The 16,459-nt window shown below is 48.0% G+C and carries 15 protein-coding genes; 3 read left to right on the top strand and 12 right to left on the bottom strand.

Annotated elements, in window-relative coordinates; translation table 11 throughout:
* Positions 1-195: 195 nt before the first annotated feature.
* From ABGM91_RS01090 to ABGM91_RS01065, 6 genes are all read right to left on the bottom strand, one after another.
* Positions 196-1,176 (bottom strand): hypothetical protein, encoded by a 981-nt coding sequence (locus ABGM91_RS01090; protein ID WP_354833061.1) that lies wholly within the window; start codon positions 1,174-1,176, stop codon positions 196-198.
* Positions 1,177-1,215: 39 nt separating this feature from the next.
* Positions 1,216-2,844 (bottom strand): hypothetical protein, encoded by a 1,629-nt coding sequence (locus tag ABGM91_RS01085; RefSeq protein ID WP_354833059.1) that lies wholly within the window; start codon positions 2,842-2,844, stop codon positions 1,216-1,218.
* A 4-nt stretch (positions 2,845-2,848) separates the two neighbouring features.
* Positions 2,849-3,721, bottom strand: coding sequence for a hypothetical protein (locus ABGM91_RS01080; protein ID WP_354833057.1), 873 nt, complete (start codon positions 3,719-3,721; stop codon positions 2,849-2,851).
* 5 nt (positions 3,722-3,726) lie between these two features.
* Positions 3,727-4,758 carry a glycosyltransferase gene (locus ABGM91_RS01075; RefSeq protein WP_354833055.1) on the bottom strand — a complete coding sequence of 344 codons (1,032 nt, stop codon included), beginning with the start codon at positions 4,756-4,758 and terminating at the stop codon, positions 3,727-3,729.
* Between the two features lie 113 nt (positions 4,759-4,871).
* The gene (locus tag ABGM91_RS01070) at positions 4,872-5,372 is read right to left on the bottom strand and encodes a hypothetical protein (RefSeq protein ID WP_354833053.1); all 501 of its coding nucleotides are present in this window, start codon (positions 5,370-5,372) and stop codon (positions 4,872-4,874) included.
* Between the two features lie 29 nt (positions 5,373-5,401).
* The gene (locus ABGM91_RS01065) at positions 5,402-6,067 is read right to left on the bottom strand and encodes a hypothetical protein (protein WP_354833051.1); all 666 of its coding nucleotides are present in this window, start codon (positions 6,065-6,067) and stop codon (positions 5,402-5,404) included.
* A gap of 263 nt (positions 6,068-6,330) precedes the next feature.
* Here ABGM91_RS01065 and ABGM91_RS01060 point away from each other — a divergent pair, with 263 nt between their 5' ends.
* A complete protein-coding gene (locus ABGM91_RS01060; protein ID WP_354833049.1) occupies positions 6,331-7,227 on the top strand; it encodes a polysaccharide pyruvyl transferase family protein in 897 nt (298 codons plus the stop codon).
* Between the two features lie 252 nt (positions 7,228-7,479).
* On the opposite strand, the gene ABGM91_RS01055 is transcribed toward ABGM91_RS01060, so the two are convergent.
* From ABGM91_RS01055 to ABGM91_RS01030, 6 genes are all read right to left on the bottom strand, one after another.
* Complete coding sequence (locus tag ABGM91_RS01055) at positions 7,480-8,469, bottom strand: alpha/beta hydrolase (RefSeq protein WP_354833047.1); 990 nt, start codon at positions 8,467-8,469, stop codon at positions 7,480-7,482.
* Complete coding sequence (locus ABGM91_RS01050) at positions 8,466-9,536, bottom strand: M28 family peptidase (RefSeq protein ID WP_354833045.1); 1,071 nt, start codon at positions 9,534-9,536, stop codon at positions 8,466-8,468. The genes ABGM91_RS01055 and ABGM91_RS01050 overlap by 4 nt, the downstream gene beginning before the upstream one ends.
* Positions 9,537-9,561: 25 nt before the next feature.
* Positions 9,562-11,922 carry a glycoside hydrolase N-terminal domain-containing protein gene (locus tag ABGM91_RS01045; protein ID WP_354833043.1) on the bottom strand — a complete coding sequence of 787 codons (2,361 nt, stop codon included), beginning with the start codon at positions 11,920-11,922 and terminating at the stop codon, positions 9,562-9,564.
* Positions 11,923-11,936: 14 nt separating this feature from the next.
* A complete protein-coding gene (locus ABGM91_RS01040; RefSeq protein ID WP_290566239.1) occupies positions 11,937-12,257 on the bottom strand; it encodes a DUF3784 domain-containing protein in 321 nt (106 codons plus the stop codon).
* A 260-nt stretch (positions 12,258-12,517) separates the two neighbouring features.
* Positions 12,518-13,117: a hypothetical protein gene (locus tag ABGM91_RS01035; RefSeq protein WP_354833041.1), complete on the bottom strand. Its 600-nt coding sequence runs from the start codon at positions 13,115-13,117 to the stop codon at positions 12,518-12,520.
* Between the two features lie 85 nt (positions 13,118-13,202).
* A complete protein-coding gene (locus ABGM91_RS01030) occupies positions 13,203-13,706 on the bottom strand; it encodes a DUF456 domain-containing protein (RefSeq protein WP_354833039.1) in 504 nt (167 codons plus the stop codon).
* 129 nt (positions 13,707-13,835) lie between these two features.
* On the opposite strand from ABGM91_RS01030, the gene bla reads away from it, so the two are divergent.
* A complete protein-coding gene (gene bla / locus ABGM91_RS01025) occupies positions 13,836-14,756 on the top strand; it encodes a class A beta-lactamase (RefSeq protein WP_354833037.1) in 921 nt (306 codons plus the stop codon).
* Positions 14,757-14,830: 74 nt separating this feature from the next.
* Positions 14,831-16,456 carry an FtsX-like permease family protein gene (locus ABGM91_RS01020; protein WP_354833035.1) on the top strand — a complete coding sequence of 542 codons (1,626 nt, stop codon included), beginning with the start codon at positions 14,831-14,833 and terminating at the stop codon, positions 16,454-16,456.
* Positions 16,457-16,459: the final 3 nt, after the last annotated feature.

Here is a 16,459-nt window from a genome sequence, read left to right as displayed (position 1 = left end):
AGGTCAATACCCCGGTATGGCACATTCAGGTGCTTGGGTTGACAAAAATGATCTCAGAAAAGGAACAATGCTACAATAAAAACATATCTATGCCGCATAGAACAAATTCTATAAAATTCAGCGAGAGACATGAATTTTATGGTGATGGGAAAGGTAGAGTGAATTTTCTATCATAGAAGAGATTCCGGCGAAAAATTAGGGATCTACACATTTGAAACAGTATGTTCCATCGTCATCCTTAACAAAAAATTGAATTTCTTGAGAAGCCCATTTTATTTGAATTGCATTTTCAGTGAAGTGTAAAATATCTCCTTCTTGTCCATTTCCAAGTAAATAAGCTTTCCCTGAAAAAATCCTCATTGTGTCATCCCAGTAAGGATGATGAATTTCCAAGAGATATTCATTTTTGTCTATATCGGTACAGACAGAATGATTCTTACTTCTAAAATGCTGTTCAAGAAATTGCCCTCGTGTTACAGAGATGTTCGATTTTTGGCATATAATATGATTTCTTATATTGTTTTCTTTTAAAAATTTATAGATATTCCGACATCCAATGTCCTGCATGATAAGAAACATGAGATGATCTTCTCCAAATCCTATTTCTGAGCAGCCCCTCTCTATTGTGCAGCGTTTTATCATGGTGCTCATGTAAGAGGGATCGGATTCGCAACGAAACAATTGTTCAATCACTGCCGGACTCATCGAGAAAGCCGCGCCGAAAGATGCGTTAGAGCATTCCATCAGACAGGGAAAATTCTGGCGGGAAAAAAGAACAGTACCTTCACCTGCTAGACAATAACTTGAAAAGTTTTTGGGAAGGTGTTGATGAAATTGATTAATGGTTTTTATATAATCATGGCTATAGAAATCATCATCATCAATCTTTAAAAATAAATCATAATCCGTTTTTTTTATAGTTCTTATCGTATCTAGAAAATTGGATAATTGGTTCTTATTAGGAAATATTCCTAATGTTAATTTTTTTTGATTGATGAATTGCTTGAAATGAGGCTCAATCAGAGTTTTTACGCAATATTCTGTTAATCCTTTAATTGCAACAAATAAATGTACATCACTGTAGGATTGATGGAGTATTGTAAAAATTTGCCGTATTAAGTCACTTGGACGTTTATATGAACTTAAGCAGGCGGCTATTTTTAAATCTTTCTCCATATTTAATTAAATATAATAAAAAATATTCTGAGAATATATTTATTGCATATTAATTGATGTCTTAACATAAACGCCTATGGCATTTTTTTCAAATTCTTCTTTTCCCTTTTCTCCCCAGTCAATGATGAGTTTTTTATCGTTGAAAAGAATAACATCTGCCTCCTCATTAGGTATATGAAGTCGATATGCATGAGATTGGAAAATCCGTATAACGTAATGAGATTCGGAGCATTCTATTTCAACAATATGTTCTTCCAAATCTTCTATTGTATGAATATTGGTATTCTGCTCTCGAAAACAGCGTTCGAGAAATCCTCCTCGTGTAACGGAATTATTTCCCTTTTGGATAATTAAATAAAGAGAAATATCTTGTCTCTTTACAAAATCATAGATATTATAACTTCCTTTCTTCATCATAATACTATGAAACAATGAGTCTTCTCGAAATCCGAAATCATGAATATTTTCCGGTAAATCTATAATTTCTTGTATCAAATCAGGATTTAGTTCGCATTTTATAATTATGTCCATGCATTCTTTAGTTAAGACAAGAGAACTTCCAAACATTTCAAGTTCTTCTTCTTCAAGGCATGGAAATCCTTTATATGAGTGGCACGTTAAAGCGCGCCCACAATAATAACTTCCACAATTTTGTGGGATGATAGTATGAAAGTTATTTATTGTTTCAAGATAAGACGGGCCATAAAAATCATCATCATCTATTTTTGCAAATAAATCGTATGAAGAAATATCGATATTTCTGACTGTATCAATGAAATTAGATAATTGATTCTTATTTGGATATAGACGTAGAGTAAGCCTCCCTTCTTGCTGATAGGTTTTACACTCAGGTATAAGTATTTTTTTAAAAAAGTATTCACTAATTCCCTTGACGGCAACAAATAAGTGAAAAGAAGTATAGGATTGATGCATGAAGGAATGTATCTGACGCAACAAATCTCCGATTCTCTTGTAGGAGGAGAGGCATAAAGCAATTTTTCGTTTTCGAAAGCTATATGAATTTTCAGAGTAATGTAGGTTTTTTCTTGGTTTTTGATAAAAACAATCAAAACTACTAATCATAATTTTTATTTTTCCCCGTGAATGAGCAAATTCTAAGGCAGTGTCGGTTGGTAATGTATAAGTCAGGAATATATTTGCAATTTTTTTGCGACTTTTTGAAGGAATAACCATTGCGTGAGTGCCCCATACGTAAGGAGAATTTCTACTCCATTGTTTTGTTTGGAATGGAATAAAATTTATTTCTTTAAATGGCGTCGATGGTGTTGTTTTATGAGAATAAAAGAGTCTAAAAATATCGGTATCTGGATATTCCGCAATATATTTTTCTAAAGTAGTTTTTAGTAAATGTGCCGAAACAACAGGAGTTGCATCACTTTCTCCAAAAATGATTAGGTCGTCATTTTTGAATTTTGGATCCAAAAGCATCTTAACGAAAGATATTCTTAATGATCGTATGCATGGTTTATTGCAAGCTTGGGGATCAAATCCTAAAAATTCAAAGAAATCGTTATATTCATAATTTGTATCTTTTAATTCATGCACAGCTTGACTTGTAGAATAGGGTATGACGTCATAGCCCAATTCCAGCATTTCTTCAATACCCTCCAGGACTTCTCCTGGAGATTGCAGTAGAATACATTTCATGCAACTAGTCTGCTTCATGTGTTTTTAATGTCAGATAATCATTTCTATATTGTTTACCTTGTTTATTTAAAATATCAGAAGACCATGAAAACCAATCTAATTTTAACGAATCAGCAAAAAAATGATAAATTCCAGCGCATCCTGTGCTGACTCTCCGGAAGAAGTTTCGAGGATATAATTGTATGATATCTGGTTGGCTCCAGTTTAAATGTTCTGCTGTATATGTAATCAACGGATCAGAGTGATTGAATAAGTGGATGGCGCGAAGATTATCGGGACTACACCAGTGAGCGCTGGCTAGATTATTGTCTGGCATTGGATATGGAACGCAAGTCATGCACAATCTTTCGCTAGAGTAAATAATTCCTCCAAAATGTTGGCAAAGTTTGCCATAGATTACATCTTCGAATCCTTTAGAAGGAATATTGTCAAAGCTGACTATTTTCTCTATTATGGAACGTGAAAGGAAATATCCAGCTCCTCCACTGGGATATCCTTGAGTCTGCAAAGATGTGTTTCCTATAAGATCCGCTCCTGGTTGAAGCAAGGAATGAAGCCGTTCCGTTTTTACATACGTATCATCATCACATTTGAAAAACCACTCAAAATCATAATTCAGCAGTGCATATTTAAAAAATGTCAGGATTTTTTTCGGCAAGTGTTCGTAATTATCGCAAACTGGAAGATAAACAACATGCTCTTTTTCAAAGGAATATAGATATTTCCCTCCTACGAATATTTTGCATTGTATATTCCAAGGTAAATTCTTCATCCAGGTTTCTCGTACAGCCTGTTGACGTTCATTGGCGTGTAGACAGGAACAAATACCGATTAAGATGCGAGAACATGGTTCACGAATGAATTTTACATTCTTCATTTCATCTAAATGTCCATATTATTGAGGACAGTAAAAATTTCTTTCCAGCTTTCCAAGGAAGATTCTTTATTACTGAGCAAAAGACCTCGTTCTCGTGCGGCTGCCGCCATATCGTATCTTTGGTTAGGTTCATAAGCCATTTTGCTTGCATAATAGATAAAATCTCTTTCATTGTTACATAACCATCCTGTTTTACCATGTTCAATCATTTGTTGCCATCCTCCTGCGTTATCTACGATCAATACGCTCCCACTGGACATGGCTTCAAAACCTATACGCGGCCAATTTTCAACTGTATTGCTTGGTTGTAAGATAATCTCACAATGCTGATAAAATTCCTGCTGTGATACTTCTTCTTGATTAAGAGCTGTCCGTATCCACGGTGGGGGAGGACCTGTTTTTTCTTCGCTTCTTTTTCCGAATCCGAGAAAGAGTCCCCATTTGGGAATTGGGGATACAAAAGACTCATAAATGAAGAGAGTATCTTTAGCAAATTTATCGGCTTCCTGTCGAGAAATCCGCCCACATCCAAAATATTCGTTCCTACGTTTTTCGATAAAGGGAAAATCTTCACGATGAAAATATGGAATGAATTTTTTAAATTGTATTTTAGGATTCTTGTTAAAAGCTTTTAACTTGATTTTGTTTTCCTGCATAACTCTTTCGTTTTGATAAAGAAACATGGCAATCTCACCTTTTCTCATAGCCTCTTTTTCTTGGGGGAAAAGCCAACTCATACAATTTACAAAAACAGTTTTCTTAGTGTAAGTGCGTATCTGAGGAAGCAGTTCTAAAAATTCCCCATTGCAGAAGCTAAAAATAGGATCTTCTTCTGTTAAGGAAGAATAGTCATTAACCGGATGTATATGCACTCCACGGGAAAGCATTTCTGGATAAAGTGGATTTCTTTCTACTCTCCATGGAGGGATTAAGTGAACCTCCATTCCCATGAATTGCCAGATCAGGATCTGATGATATAACTCAGTTCCGGCACCTCCGTAAAGTTCTGGAAATCCAAAAACAAATAAACGTTGCATTTGTATGTTAGCTGGTTCCCTAATGTGTGAAAGTAATACTCAAGAGGGTTATAATACACTGCGTTATGTCGGTGATGTTCGGAAGTCTCCGAGAATAATAGAAACAAAAAATATTAGTATATTCTAAAATAATACGGTATAAGTTTTGAGATTTTTTCAATCTCTTCTTTGTCAGAAGGATGTCCCGTTATGATAATCAATTGATTGTTATGTATGCTTCCTTTCATGATTATAGGTGGTCCTTTTCCTGCGTCTGCGTTCGTCCAATCGTTCTCTTGAAGTTTCTCCTGAATTTTTTGTGCATCTATATTATTTAGTTTAGCGATTATTACAGTATATTTTGAATTATACTTTGATTTTTCTGGAGGATGATAGGAAATGCGAAAACAGATAATATGAGCGTTTCTTTCGATAAGTATTTTTTTTGATTTTTTAAAATAATCAAATTGTTTTAAACCAAATTCCTGAAGTGTTCCAATGTTTTCTAAAATTAATTGTGATACTACTTGGGGTGAATTGATACAATTAATTTTGGTGTTTGTAATTGAATGGTTAAAAGTATTAGTCCAAAATGATCCAATACTTGTTGCAAAAAGTATTGTTATAATATTCATGATTTTAAAACTTCTATTTAAAATATTGATTAAAATGTACCAGCAGGGTACCCAGGAGGAGGAGCAACAGGCGTAACGGGGGGTTTGACTGCTGCTTCAATGCTGAGTTTGATATATCCATCTTCTGCTAAACGAGTTAGTACTTCATCTGTTGTCCCTCCAGCCTGAGCTCCGCATAAATTGATGATAGTTAACACAAAAGATGCAAAATCAAATACTTCGATACATCCAAGCCCTCCCATTGCATAATGAGTGAATTGTGATGGCCCTGCATGTACAAGAAAATTACCATAAATCAAAAATGCTCCATTTTCAAGATTTTGCATACTATGAGGATTATAATTTGGGTCGTAAGTAGTCAGTACATAATTTTGTGCGTCTGCGAGACCTGACATAAATACATTTTCATTTGCTGTGGTTTTGGAGGGCATGAATCTCAATGCATAAAATATAGAATCAACACCGGGAAATTTTGTGCTAGTTAGCACCACTTTGTAGATAGGGACTTCGTATGCGAATCCTGTCTTTATAGGATAGCATTTGGCTAAATATTTGAATTCTGCTCCTTCTGATTCATATTTTGTTGAGGTTACTTTAATGGTAACAGTCCCCAACCCAGAGCCACTTGGATTCGGATTGAATGTCCTGGAATTTGAAGAATTGATACCAGAATGGAATTTTGTTAATTCACGCATAATATATTGATGTTTTACGTTATAAATGAATATGGGTAGAGCTTTTTTTCTACTGTTTGATACGATAACGAAATGTGAATATAAAAGTCAAGAAAAAATAATGATTTATCGGAAATTTTTCATTTTCTCTACTCTATACATTCAGAATGTTGGGGTGTATGAAGAATATTCACCAATAATATGGATTTTAGTTTATTTTGAAATAAAAAGGATTTACATTTAATGCAATTCAGCATTCGAATACCTTAGATGGCGCTATTTTTATGAATTCTATTGTTTCCATTGTTAGACAACTAGGAAAATTTGTCTATCAACCTAATTTTGGTAATGTCGGAGATGCATTAATTGATGTGGCAACAAGGAAATTTTTTTTGAAATATAATTTACCTTTTTTATCAGTTTGCTCTGTAAGTTCAAATATTCTTCCATATAACTTTGTCTACGGTGGAGGGGGGGCTTGCATACAGGATTGGGGATGTATTCCCTATCTTGTGCAGCTTTTTTCTTCTCTACGAATGAACCGTGTTATTATTCTTCCCAGCAGTTTTTATAATTGTGACTCGTTACTTGAGATTTTTGATGAACGTTTTACTGTTTTTTGCCGAGATAAAACCAGTTTTAACTATTGCTTTCACATGAATAAAAAAGCTCAGTTTTTACTGGCCGATGATATGACTTTGAAATTGAATGCCTTCACCTTTCTTAGTGAAGAAACATGGGATGAGAGTGTTCTGAGTACGAATATGTTTTCTTTGATGAAGGAATGGACACGAAAGTCTATGTATGAGTTGCAGGATGGACGGAAAGTACTATTAATCTTACGAAATGATCGGGAAAGTTGTTTAGGAAATGACCATCCTGTTCGTCGTCAATACCGGATAGTGGATTTGTCTGTTATGCATTGTGATGATTGGTGTGATGCACGAGTATCATCGGCTTGGAGTTATTTGTTTTTGACCTGTTTGAACAATGCAGATATTATTTTAACCGATCGGCTTCATGTAGCTATCGGAGGATATTTACTTGATAAAGAGGTGTATATTTTGGACAACACTTATCGTAAGCTTTCTAGCGTTTATCATTATTCTTTGTATGGAAGTTCCAATGTTAAAATGATGTCTTCCTTGGATGAATTTCCTTATTGGCGTTGTTTGATTTGAGTAAATATTGATTTTTTAAAGGGGTTTTGGAGTGTTCATAATCCCTCATTGTAATTCTACACGGTTTACCCGTCCTTACCTACAAGAGAAGCAAGCTGGGCAATGAATTTGTACTCTTCGTATGTGGATAAGGAACTATTGGATGAGGAATTTGATCAAACTTCCCTCATTACGTGTAGATGGCGGAATATAGGTTCGAAGAATGAAAGAATTGTTTAACAGGATATAAGTTGTAGTATAATTAATTTATTATTAACGTGTTTCGAATGCGTTGTTTTCTTGTTCCCCCAGCCATTTTTCAGCGTCTTTTGGCCACTGGTCGGTCGGATTGCCGCGCTTCTCCATGCCGTAGCCGTGCCCTCCCTTGGAATAAAGGCGCAGGGTCACGGGAACGCCTTTTTTCCGGCAGGCCTGTTCCATCAGCCTGCTGTTGGCGCTGGCTACGCCGTCGTCAAGCGCGTGGACGAGGAACACGGGGGGCGTCTGCGCCGTCACCTGCCGTTCCGCGGAGCACAGCTCCGCCAGGGCCGGAGTCGGGTCGGGCCCCAGGATTTTGCTGCGGGTGCCTCCGTGGGTGGTCCCGGGGGCCATGGTGATGACGGGATAGATAAGCATGGCAAAATCGGGCCGCGCGGAAACGCTTTTCAGCGGATTATCCTCTTCTTCCGGCAGGGTGCGGTTCCAGAGCGTGGCGGCCATGGCTGCCAGATGGCCCCCTGCGGAAAACCCAATGACGCCGATGCGGCGCGGGTCAACCCCCAGCGCGGAGGCATGCCGGCGCGTTACGCGCAGGGCCTGGCGGGCGTCCAGCAGAGGGCCCGGAAACATGCCGATGGCATTGTTTTCCCCGGAAACGCGGTATTTCACGACGACGCCCACCATGCCGTGCTCCGCCGCCCAGCGGGCAATGCGGACGCCTTCCTTTTCAATGGCCTGAAGGGCGTAGCCCCCGCCCGGAAAGATGCACAGGGCCGCGCGCTTGTCCTGCGGCCCCCATCCGGCGGGGAAATAAAGCTGTATTTGCGCCTCCCCCACGTCCGTAATGTGTCCGGGAGACACCTGTTTTTCCTTCAGGTCCGCCGCTTTAAGGCCCAGGGAAATCCATCCGGAATGAAAGGCTCCGTGTTCCGCGGGCGGCTGGAGGGCCGCCAGCGCGGACGGATCAAACGGGGCCCCTCCGGCGGGGGCGTGAGCGAATGCCAGTAAAAGGGCGGGAAGAAAAAAGGCAAGCTTCATGTTCATGGCTTATTGGCGAGTGAGATGACCAGTTTGGAAAGACCCTGCACTACCTCCGCAAACTGGGGGTAATCCAGCTTTTCAGCCGTATCGCTGGTTTCATGGTAATCATCGCAGCGCAGGAAGGCGGTGTCCGTGGCGGCGAAGGAGGGGATGTCCTCCTTCATGTAAGCCCAGTCATCTGACCAGGAAACGCCTTTGGTATAATAGGGAAAGACGGCGGAGCGCACCGGAAAGCGGTTCAGCCGGGAGAACTCCTCCGCACAGGAGCGGGCCAGCTTGCGGCCCGTGTTGGTGGACATGAAGGCCACGTAGTCGCACCGGTCCGGGAGCCCGGCCAGCCCGGCGGCCATGGCGGATTTACGCTTCTTGTTCACCCGTGGGGAGTAACAGCCCAGTGTTTCCAGCGCAATCATGCCGATGATGCGTTCCTTCCCCGGATGGAGGGCTGCGGATTTGGCGTGCACCACGCTGCCCATGGAGGGAGTCTGGTAAAAGGGAGGTTCCTCATTGGCATAAGCCACCAGGCACACGTCGTGCAGGGTGGGAACTGCAGCCAGGGCGCGCGCCGTTTCCAGCAGGGCGGCTACGCCGGAAGCGTTGTCATTGGCTCCCGGCGTTCCGGTGCGGGCCGGTCTGGCGGGGCCGTGGTCATGCCAGTTGTCCATGCCCACCTTGGTATCGTAATGCGCGCCTATGATAAGCGTTTTGGGCCGAGGGGAGGTTCCCTTTTTGGTGGCGACGAGGTTGTACACCGTCCTGTCCTTCACGGCGCGGAAGTCCGGAGAAACCGGGATGTCCACGGCCTGGCGCGTGACGGTGTAGCCCATGCCCTCCAGGGTTTGTTCAATGTAGCGGGCGGAACGCTCCATGGTGCCGGGCTTGTAGGCATTCCGTTCTCCGATGGCGTCCGCCAGATGGGTCACGTGCGCTTTCAGGAATGTTTCCGTCTGGTCCGTCTCCGGAACTTCCCCGCTTCCGCAGGGTGAAAAGAGCTTGGAACAGGAACCCAGGGCGAGGCAGGCCGCGGCGGTGGCCAGCCCGCATTTGATCACAGGGGAGGAGAGTTTCATGAGGGGAAGTTGGGGAAGGCCGGTTTTAGAGTGTATTGGCGGTGGGAGGAGGAAAATCAATCCTCTCCGTCTGGCCCTTTTTCATCACCAGGTCTTTCCTGCGGTCCCGGTGCATGAAACGGAATTTGCCGGGGCGGCTGGCTGTGGCGGTGGCCTGGACCCGGCCGTTTTCCCAGCGCAGGTCCACCTTCAGCCCGCCCCGGGTGCGCAGGCCCGTGGCGGAACCCTTCTTCCAGCCGTCCGCCAGGGCCGGGGCCAGCAGGATGACCTGAAAACCGTCCTGCATGATTTGGCTCTGCACCAGGCATTGGGCCACGCCGGAGGTAAAGCCGAAGTTGCCGTCAATCTGGAACGGGGGATGAAAGTCAAACAGGTTGGAATTGATGTAATGTTTCAGCATCGTGTACATGCGGTCCTCCGCGGAGTTTCCGTCCCCCAGAGATGCGTAAAGGTTGATGAGCCAGGCGGTGCTCCACCCGGTGCGGATGCCGTTGTTCCCCATGTCCGCGTATTTGCGCCGGAAATCCGCTGACTTGCGTACGGCCTCCGCGTATTCCGGCATGGTGAGCACGTTCCATTCCGTGCCGGGAAACAGGCCGTAAAGGTGGCTGATGTGGCGGTGGCCCTTCTGCATTTCCTCAAAGGGCTGCTGCCATTCCTGCACGCGGCCGTCAGGGCCAATGGCGGGCTGGGGAATCTTCGGGAGAAAGTTCAGCGCGTTAACCAGGGTGGGAGTCCGGACATTCAGCTCACGGCAGGCGTAAATGTAGTTGCGGAGCGCCTCGCGCCCCAGAAGCTGGTCGTGGGAATTACCGTTGGAAACGTAGGAAAGCACGTTGGGTCCCGTGCCGTCCGGCGCGTAAAACCCGGTTTCAGGGGAGACGCCCGGGCCGGAAAGGCAGCGGCCCTGGCCGTCGTCCTCAAACCAGGACATGATGAAGCGCGCGCTGGATTCCAGAATGGGCAGGGACTTCTTCAGATCTTCCCTGTCTCCGGTGAAGCGGTAGCTGTCCACCAGGTGGGCGCAGGCCCACGCTCCGTTCATGAGGCTGGCGGCCCATTCCGGATTGTTGCCTGAAAAATAGGTATGCTTCCAGCAGTCCGTATAATGGCCGAAGCAGAAGCCGTCCCGGCGGATGAAGCGTGCGAATTCCTCCCCGTACGGAAGCAGGCTCCGGACAAAATCAAGATAAGGCTGCTGGAATTCCCCCAGCCCGGTGGCGTGGGACGGCCACTGGTTCATCTGGCTGTTGATGTTCAGGAAATAACAGCCCATCCACGCCGCCCGCAGTTCCGGATTCCACAGTCCCTGCAAGCCGCAGGGGAGCTGGCCCGGCCTGGTATGGACAATCGTGCAGAAGCGGCCGAACTGGAAAAGCTGTTCCAGCAGGTCAGGATCCTTCCCACCCTGTTTGACGCGTTCCAGCCTTTGGGGGGTGGTCATGGCGGAAACCTCCGGCGGGGAATCCCCCAGGTCCACCTGGCAGCGCAGCATCAGGCGGGAAAAATAATCTTCCGTCTCCCGGGCAAGTTTTTTCCACCCCATTTTTTCCGCCTTCTTCAGGAGACGGCTGTTCCTGTCTGACAGGCTTCCCGTCAGCGGGGCCTCCGGCTTCCGGAGGTTGTAATCCGTGGAGGTGGAGGAAAGCACCAGCACCTCCCGGGCGGAATCCAGGATAATCTCCTTCCCCCGGGGGGAGATGGCGGCGCCGGGCGCCAGAATGACCACCCGGTTTTCAAACCGGGTTCCGCCATTGCTCCCCTGTCCCGCCAGCACCCAGCCGTCCGGCTGCGCGGTAATGCGGGCTGACGGGTCCGGATGCTGCAAATTCAGGGAAATGCGGCACCCGGACGGAATGGTGCAGGTAATGTGGTAGGCGGCGCAGTCCGCGGACGGAGCCGCCAGAATCTCCGTGACCAGTTCTCCCGTGCCGAATTGAACGCGGGTGGAGGCCTTTCCCCTCTGCATGTCCAGCGTGCGCCGGAAAGAGGCGGGGGAGGGCAGCCCCTGGAACTCCGCCTGAAGCAGGCCGCCCTGCTGGTAATCTCCCGCGATGCTTCCGGAGGGCAGAATATCCTTCCGGAACACCTGGTCCGCGCTCCGGTATTTTCCCTCCCGGCAAAGCTGGCGCGCCTTGTCCAGCGCCTGGGCGGCGCCTTCCTTCATCTGGAAATTCTTCTTCGCGAAGATGCTTCCTTCATTGAGGACGACGGTTTCCTTAGGAAAAACGCCAAAAGAGAGGATGCCCAGCCTGCCGTTGCCCGTGCCGTATCCCTCCGTCCATTTCCGGGCGGGTTCGGTGGAGGTGACCTGCATGGGGGCGGGAGATGCCTGAAGCGGAGCCGCGCCCAGAAGAAGAAGGCAGAAGAAAGAGAGAGATTTCATGGTTATATGAGTGGTTATTTCCTGAACCGGGAGGCTGTATTGGCGTAAATGACGGCAAACGCCAGGCTTCCTACCAGGAAAAACAGGGAGACGGACAGAAGCACGGCGTTCTGGAGAATAATGCTGGCGAGCCAAATCAGCATGCTGAAGGCGAGGCAGTACATGATCTTTCCCATGAACCGGCATAGCGCGCGTTCATCGTACTGTTTTTTCCGTTCCTTGCTCATGGTGTTATACCCGGCAATAAGGAAGGAACATTTTCCCATGGAAAGAATGACTCCAAGAATGATAAAGCCTGCCATCATGGCGACGGGTATCGGAATAGGTGCATCCATAAGCCGGAAAATGGGGAAAGTGAAAGTCTGAGACAGCTCGCCCGGACAAGTATGTAGAGTGGTCTTTGAGGGAATACGTTAGGGAAATGGTCTTTTTTTCAGCAGAAGAAAAAGCGTCTGTTTTTTCTTCCGGAAGGCGCCATGGGACACGGCCGGAGACTGTTATTGAGGATTTTTACCACGTTGTATTTTCTTTCTTCATCTTTGTCGGGCAGTCTGGCGCCCCTAACTTTCATGGTTGTTTTTTCCCGGAGGCGAGCTCACAAATAACGGACTTCTTGTGCAGACAATACAGGCCGGCGGTCAAAAATGAACAAAGTATATCCGTTCTTTAAAATTAAGGAACTAATCCGGTATCGGTCATACGCCAGTCCCTCTTTTTCTTTCCAGTCGGTGATTTCCCACCACGCTTCTATATCATCCGGATAAATTACGGGATAATTCAAAGACTGGTAGACGGAATTGATTCTTTTGAGAATACGGCTGATCTGTTCTTTGGAATGTTGATCTCCTTGTGGATTTGTTTTTAAAGGAATACCTCTTCCTGGGGGCATGATGCGGATAGTGGAATGAGCAAAAACTCCTCTCACTTTCTCCTGGACTTCGGGATGCTTGCTCCGTATGGAATATCCGAGTCGGCTTGAATGGATGTTATGTTCTTCCAGAGATGTTAGTTCCTTATCAATCCAAATTTGGGAGGACATGGGAAAACCGTGGAGCTCCGGATGTCTGCTTAGCGTTGTTTCCTTCTCAGAAATGTACTTGGAACGTTTCTCCAGGTTAGCCGGCAAATCCTCATTGCGTTCATGGAATGTGATGATAAAAAAGCTTATAGCCAAGAGAGGTATAAATATTTGCATTTTTTATTATTTCCTCACGATGACAGGGGCTCGTTCTTTGCTGCGCTCTTCTGAATCCGGTCCGGCCGGGGGCTCATGGACGACGTTAAAAAAGGAAGTAGCAGGAGCAGAACCAGGCGATGATGAGCAGGCCGCAGGTGAATTCCAGCAGAAGCCCGGTGAGCATCCCCAGCGCCGCTCCGGAACCGGCCTTGAACGCGGCCAGGATGTCCTTTCTGGCAAAGACGAGTTCCGCCAGCAGCGCTCCCAGGAACGGCATGAACAGAAGCCCCACGATGGGGGTGAACAGGACGGCGCCCACCACGGCGCCGATGATGGCCCCCCAGATGCCTGCGGCGGTGCTGCCGAATTTTTTGGCCCCCATGCCGCCGGAAAGCTTGTCAATGACCAGGCCGCCTGCCACCAGCAGCGCCAGCACGGTCCAGCCCCACCACTCCAGGCGCCCGGTGCCCATCACGCCCTGCCAGATGCAGCCTGCCGCAATGATGATGATGCCGGGAAGCATGGGAATGAGCGTGCCTATCAGGCCCATGCCGAACAGAAGCAGGGTGACGCACCAGACGAGGGTTTCCGAAAGGACGGGGGACATGCCTTCTTTCTTATCAGGAAGGGCGCCCGGAGGCAAGGCTCCTGCCCGGCTTGCGGATGACGGAAAAAAAGGGGGCCGGTTCTTGGATTGCTGTTGCGGTTGTTGCGGGTTCGGTATGCAATGGCGGCCATGACTTTTTCCGGTTCTTTTTTCCGCGGCTGCGTGGCATGTTCCTGCGCCATTTCCCTGGGGGTTCTCCCCGTGCTGGGCGCCGCTCCCGCGGCTGATTCCGCTGCCGTGCAGAAGCTGGCGCATTCCCTGAAAGCCCGCGTGGGCATGGCTGCGGTGATGCTGGACACGGGGGAAACCGTATCCATAGGGGATGAAGCGGCCTATCCCATGCAGAGCGTCTTCAAATTCATCCTTGCCCTGTCCGTGTTGAAGCGGGTGGATGAAGGGAAACTGAATCTGGAGCAGATCATCCGTATACGCCCGGAACAACTGGTGAAAGACACCTGGAGCCCGCTGCGGGAGCGCTTTCCGCAGGGCGGTGATTTTTCTTTAAAGGAACTGCTGCGCGTGACCGTTCAGGAGAGCGACAACAACGCCTGCGACTTCCTGTTCGCCCTCATCGGCGGTACGGAAGCCGTACAGAAGGATTTGAAGGAATGGGGCATCAGCGGCATCAACGTCCGGTTTACGGAAAACGAGATGCTGCGGAACCACGACTTGCAGTATGTCAACTCAAGCCGTCCTTCAGCCATGAATGCCCTGCTGCGCGCGTTTGACGAGGGGAAAATCCTGGACAAGGACACGCAGCGCTTCCTCTGGGACATGATGGCCGGCTGCGCTACGGGAGCCACGCGCCTGAAAGGAAAGCTGCCGCAGGATTACGTGGTGGCGCACAAGACCGGATCGGGCTTTACGTCCCCGGAGGGCGTGATTACCGCCGTTAATGACGTGGGCATCATCGTTCTTCCCAATGGCCGGAAAATGGCGGTCTCCGTATTCGTCATGGATTCGAAGGACTCCGCCCCCGCCTGCGAGAAGGTGATCGCCTCCATGGCCCGGTGGCTGTGCACGGAATGGCAGCCCGCCGCCGCCAAGTAGCGGGCGGCCCTGCACGGAACATGTTTTAAGCTTGGAAAGGGGACGGCGTTCAGGCAAGGTGTGCCGCGTTATTCATGAAGAACCTATTGAGCCGGTACATCAGCCTGAGCCTGGCGCTGCGGTATCTGAACCCGCTGCGGACTTTCTTTTCCATCATCACCCTGATCTGCCTGCTGGGCGTGTCGCTTGGGGTGATGGTGCTCATTGTCGTGCTGTCCGTGATGGGCGGCCTCCAGAAGGAAATCCAGGGGAACTTGTTTGCGCATTCCCCGCACGTCCAGGTGTGTTACAGGAATGACTTCGGCGTGAGGGAGGTGATTCCGGACTGGATGGAGCTGAGCGGGAAGCTTAAACACGTTCCCGGCGTCCAGTCCACCTATGCCCTGATAGAAGACTATGCGCTGGTGGACGTGCAGGGACGGCAGAGGCCGTGTTTTTTCCGGGCCATTGATACGGAAAACGCTGCCCAGCTGGACGATTTAAAGCACCTGGTGGTGGCGGGCAATGCGGACCTGGACATGGGGGAAAAGGCCGTGGTCTCTTCCATTGTGGCGGAAAACATGGGGCTGAACGTGGGAGATGTGATCCGGGTGTACACCACCCGCAATTTCCAGGAAATTTCCCACGCCTACCAGCAGACGGAACTGCCCGTACTGGCGGAGAAAAACGCCCGGGAACTCAACGATTTGAAGGAATGGGGCAAGTCCCTGAAAACGGAGCAGGGGCGCGAAGCGGCTAAGAAGGCCTCCGTGGACAACGTGTTCAACCTGCTCAACGGCCTGCTCTCCGTTCCCCGCAGGGACGCGGAGCGCTCCGGCCTGATGGATTTGCTGGCCGTGCTGAATGACGGGGAAGCCCTGGACAACGGCACCGTGGCCTTCCCGGAAGGCACCCGCAAGGAATGGGAAACCATTCTGGGCGGCTTCAAGGCCGGACAGCGGAATGAGGCGGACATGGAGTGCTTCCGCAAAATCAGGGAACTGGTCATGCCGAAGGACCTGGAGGTGATCGGCATTTACCGGGCCTCCCAGCATACGCCCAGCCCGGACCTGTTCATTCCGCTGGTCATCGGCCAGGAACTGCTGGGTTATGAGGATGACGTGGTGCAGGCCGTGGCCCTGCGCGTGGATGATCCCTACCATGTGGAAACCATGCTGGCTCCCGTGATGCAGGCCCTGGAAAAGGAAAAGCCGTCCTCCGCGTGGACGCTGGAAACCTGGCATGACCGTTTTAACGCATGGTTTGAACTCATGCAAAAGGAGCGCATGATGATGAGCTTCGTGCTTTCCTTCATCTCCCTGATCTCCGCCTTCTGCATCATGGCGGTGATGTTCACCGTCTCCATCCAGCGGAAGAGGGAAATCGCCGTGATGAAGGCCCTGGGGGCTACGCCGTTCCAGGTGGTGCGCGTTTTCCTGTGGCAGGGGGTCATCATCGGCTTTATAGGGGCGCTCCTGGGCGTGGGGCTGGGGCTGCTGGTGCTGGAATACCGCATGCAGATCCAGGGCTTCTTGGCGGGAATAGGCTTTGATCCGTTCCCCGTGGCGTTCCACGGCACGGCGAATATTCCGGTGGTGATTGACTGGACGGAGCTGGCGTGGCAGGGCGTGAAGGCCTTTGTCATGGTTGTGGTGGCCTCCATCATTCCGGCCCTCATCACGGCGCGCCAGGACCCGGCCCGCTCCCTGCGCAGCATGTAACAG

Source organism: Akkermansia muciniphila (genome assembly GCF_040616545.1).
GTDB classification, from domain to species: Bacteria; Verrucomicrobiota; Verrucomicrobiia; order Verrucomicrobiales; family Akkermansiaceae; genus Akkermansia; species Akkermansia muciniphila_E.
Note: the sequence above shows the minus strand (reverse complement) of the source record. Positions and strands in the feature narration are given on the sequence as shown.

Bases quoted from the DNA above. Each gene is read 5' to 3' on its own strand.
- ABGM91_RS01080 (WP_354833057.1), bottom strand. From the start codon at position 3,721: ATGAAGAATGTAAAATTCATTCGTGAACCATGTTCTCGCATCTTAATC.
- ABGM91_RS01065 (WP_354833051.1), bottom strand. From the start codon at position 6,067: ATGCGTGAATTAACAAAATTCCATTCTGGTATCAATTCTTCAAATTCC.
- ABGM91_RS01045 (WP_354833043.1), bottom strand. From the start codon at position 11,922: ATGAAATCTCTCTCTTTCTTCTGCCTTCTTCTTCTGGGCGCGGCTCCG.
- bla (WP_354833037.1), top strand. From the start codon at position 13,836: ATGACTTTTTCCGGTTCTTTTTTCCGCGGCTGCGTGGCATGTTCCTGC.
- ABGM91_RS01055 (WP_354833047.1), bottom strand. From the start codon at position 8,469: ATGAACATGAAGCTTGCCTTTTTTCTTCCCGCCCTTTTACTGGCATTC.
- ABGM91_RS01090 (WP_354833061.1), bottom strand. From the start codon at position 1,176: ATGGAGAAAGATTTAAAAATAGCCGCCTGCTTAAGTTCATATAAACGT.
- ABGM91_RS01050 (WP_354833045.1), bottom strand. From the start codon at position 9,536: ATGAAACTCTCCTCCCCTGTGATCAAATGCGGGCTGGCCACCGCCGCG.
- ABGM91_RS01085 (WP_354833059.1), bottom strand. From the start codon at position 2,844: ATGAAATGTATTCTACTGCAATCTCCAGGAGAAGTCCTGGAGGGTATT.
- ABGM91_RS01040 (WP_290566239.1), bottom strand. From the start codon at position 12,257: ATGGATGCACCTATTCCGATACCCGTCGCCATGATGGCAGGCTTTATC.
- ABGM91_RS01035 (WP_354833041.1), bottom strand. From the start codon at position 13,117: ATGCAAATATTTATACCTCTCTTGGCTATAAGCTTTTTTATCATCACA.
- ABGM91_RS01075 (WP_354833055.1), bottom strand. From the start codon at position 4,758: ATGCAACGTTTATTTGTTTTTGGATTTCCAGAACTTTACGGAGGTGCC.
- ABGM91_RS01070 (WP_354833053.1), bottom strand. From the start codon at position 5,372: ATGAATATTATAACAATACTTTTTGCAACAAGTATTGGATCATTTTGG.
- ABGM91_RS01020 (WP_354833035.1), top strand. From the start codon at position 14,831: ATGAAGAACCTATTGAGCCGGTACATCAGCCTGAGCCTGGCGCTGCGG.
- ABGM91_RS01030 (WP_354833039.1), bottom strand. From the start codon at position 13,706: ATGTCCCCCGTCCTTTCGGAAACCCTCGTCTGGTGCGTCACCCTGCTT.
- ABGM91_RS01060 (WP_354833049.1), top strand. From the start codon at position 6,331: ATGAATTCTATTGTTTCCATTGTTAGACAACTAGGAAAATTTGTCTAT.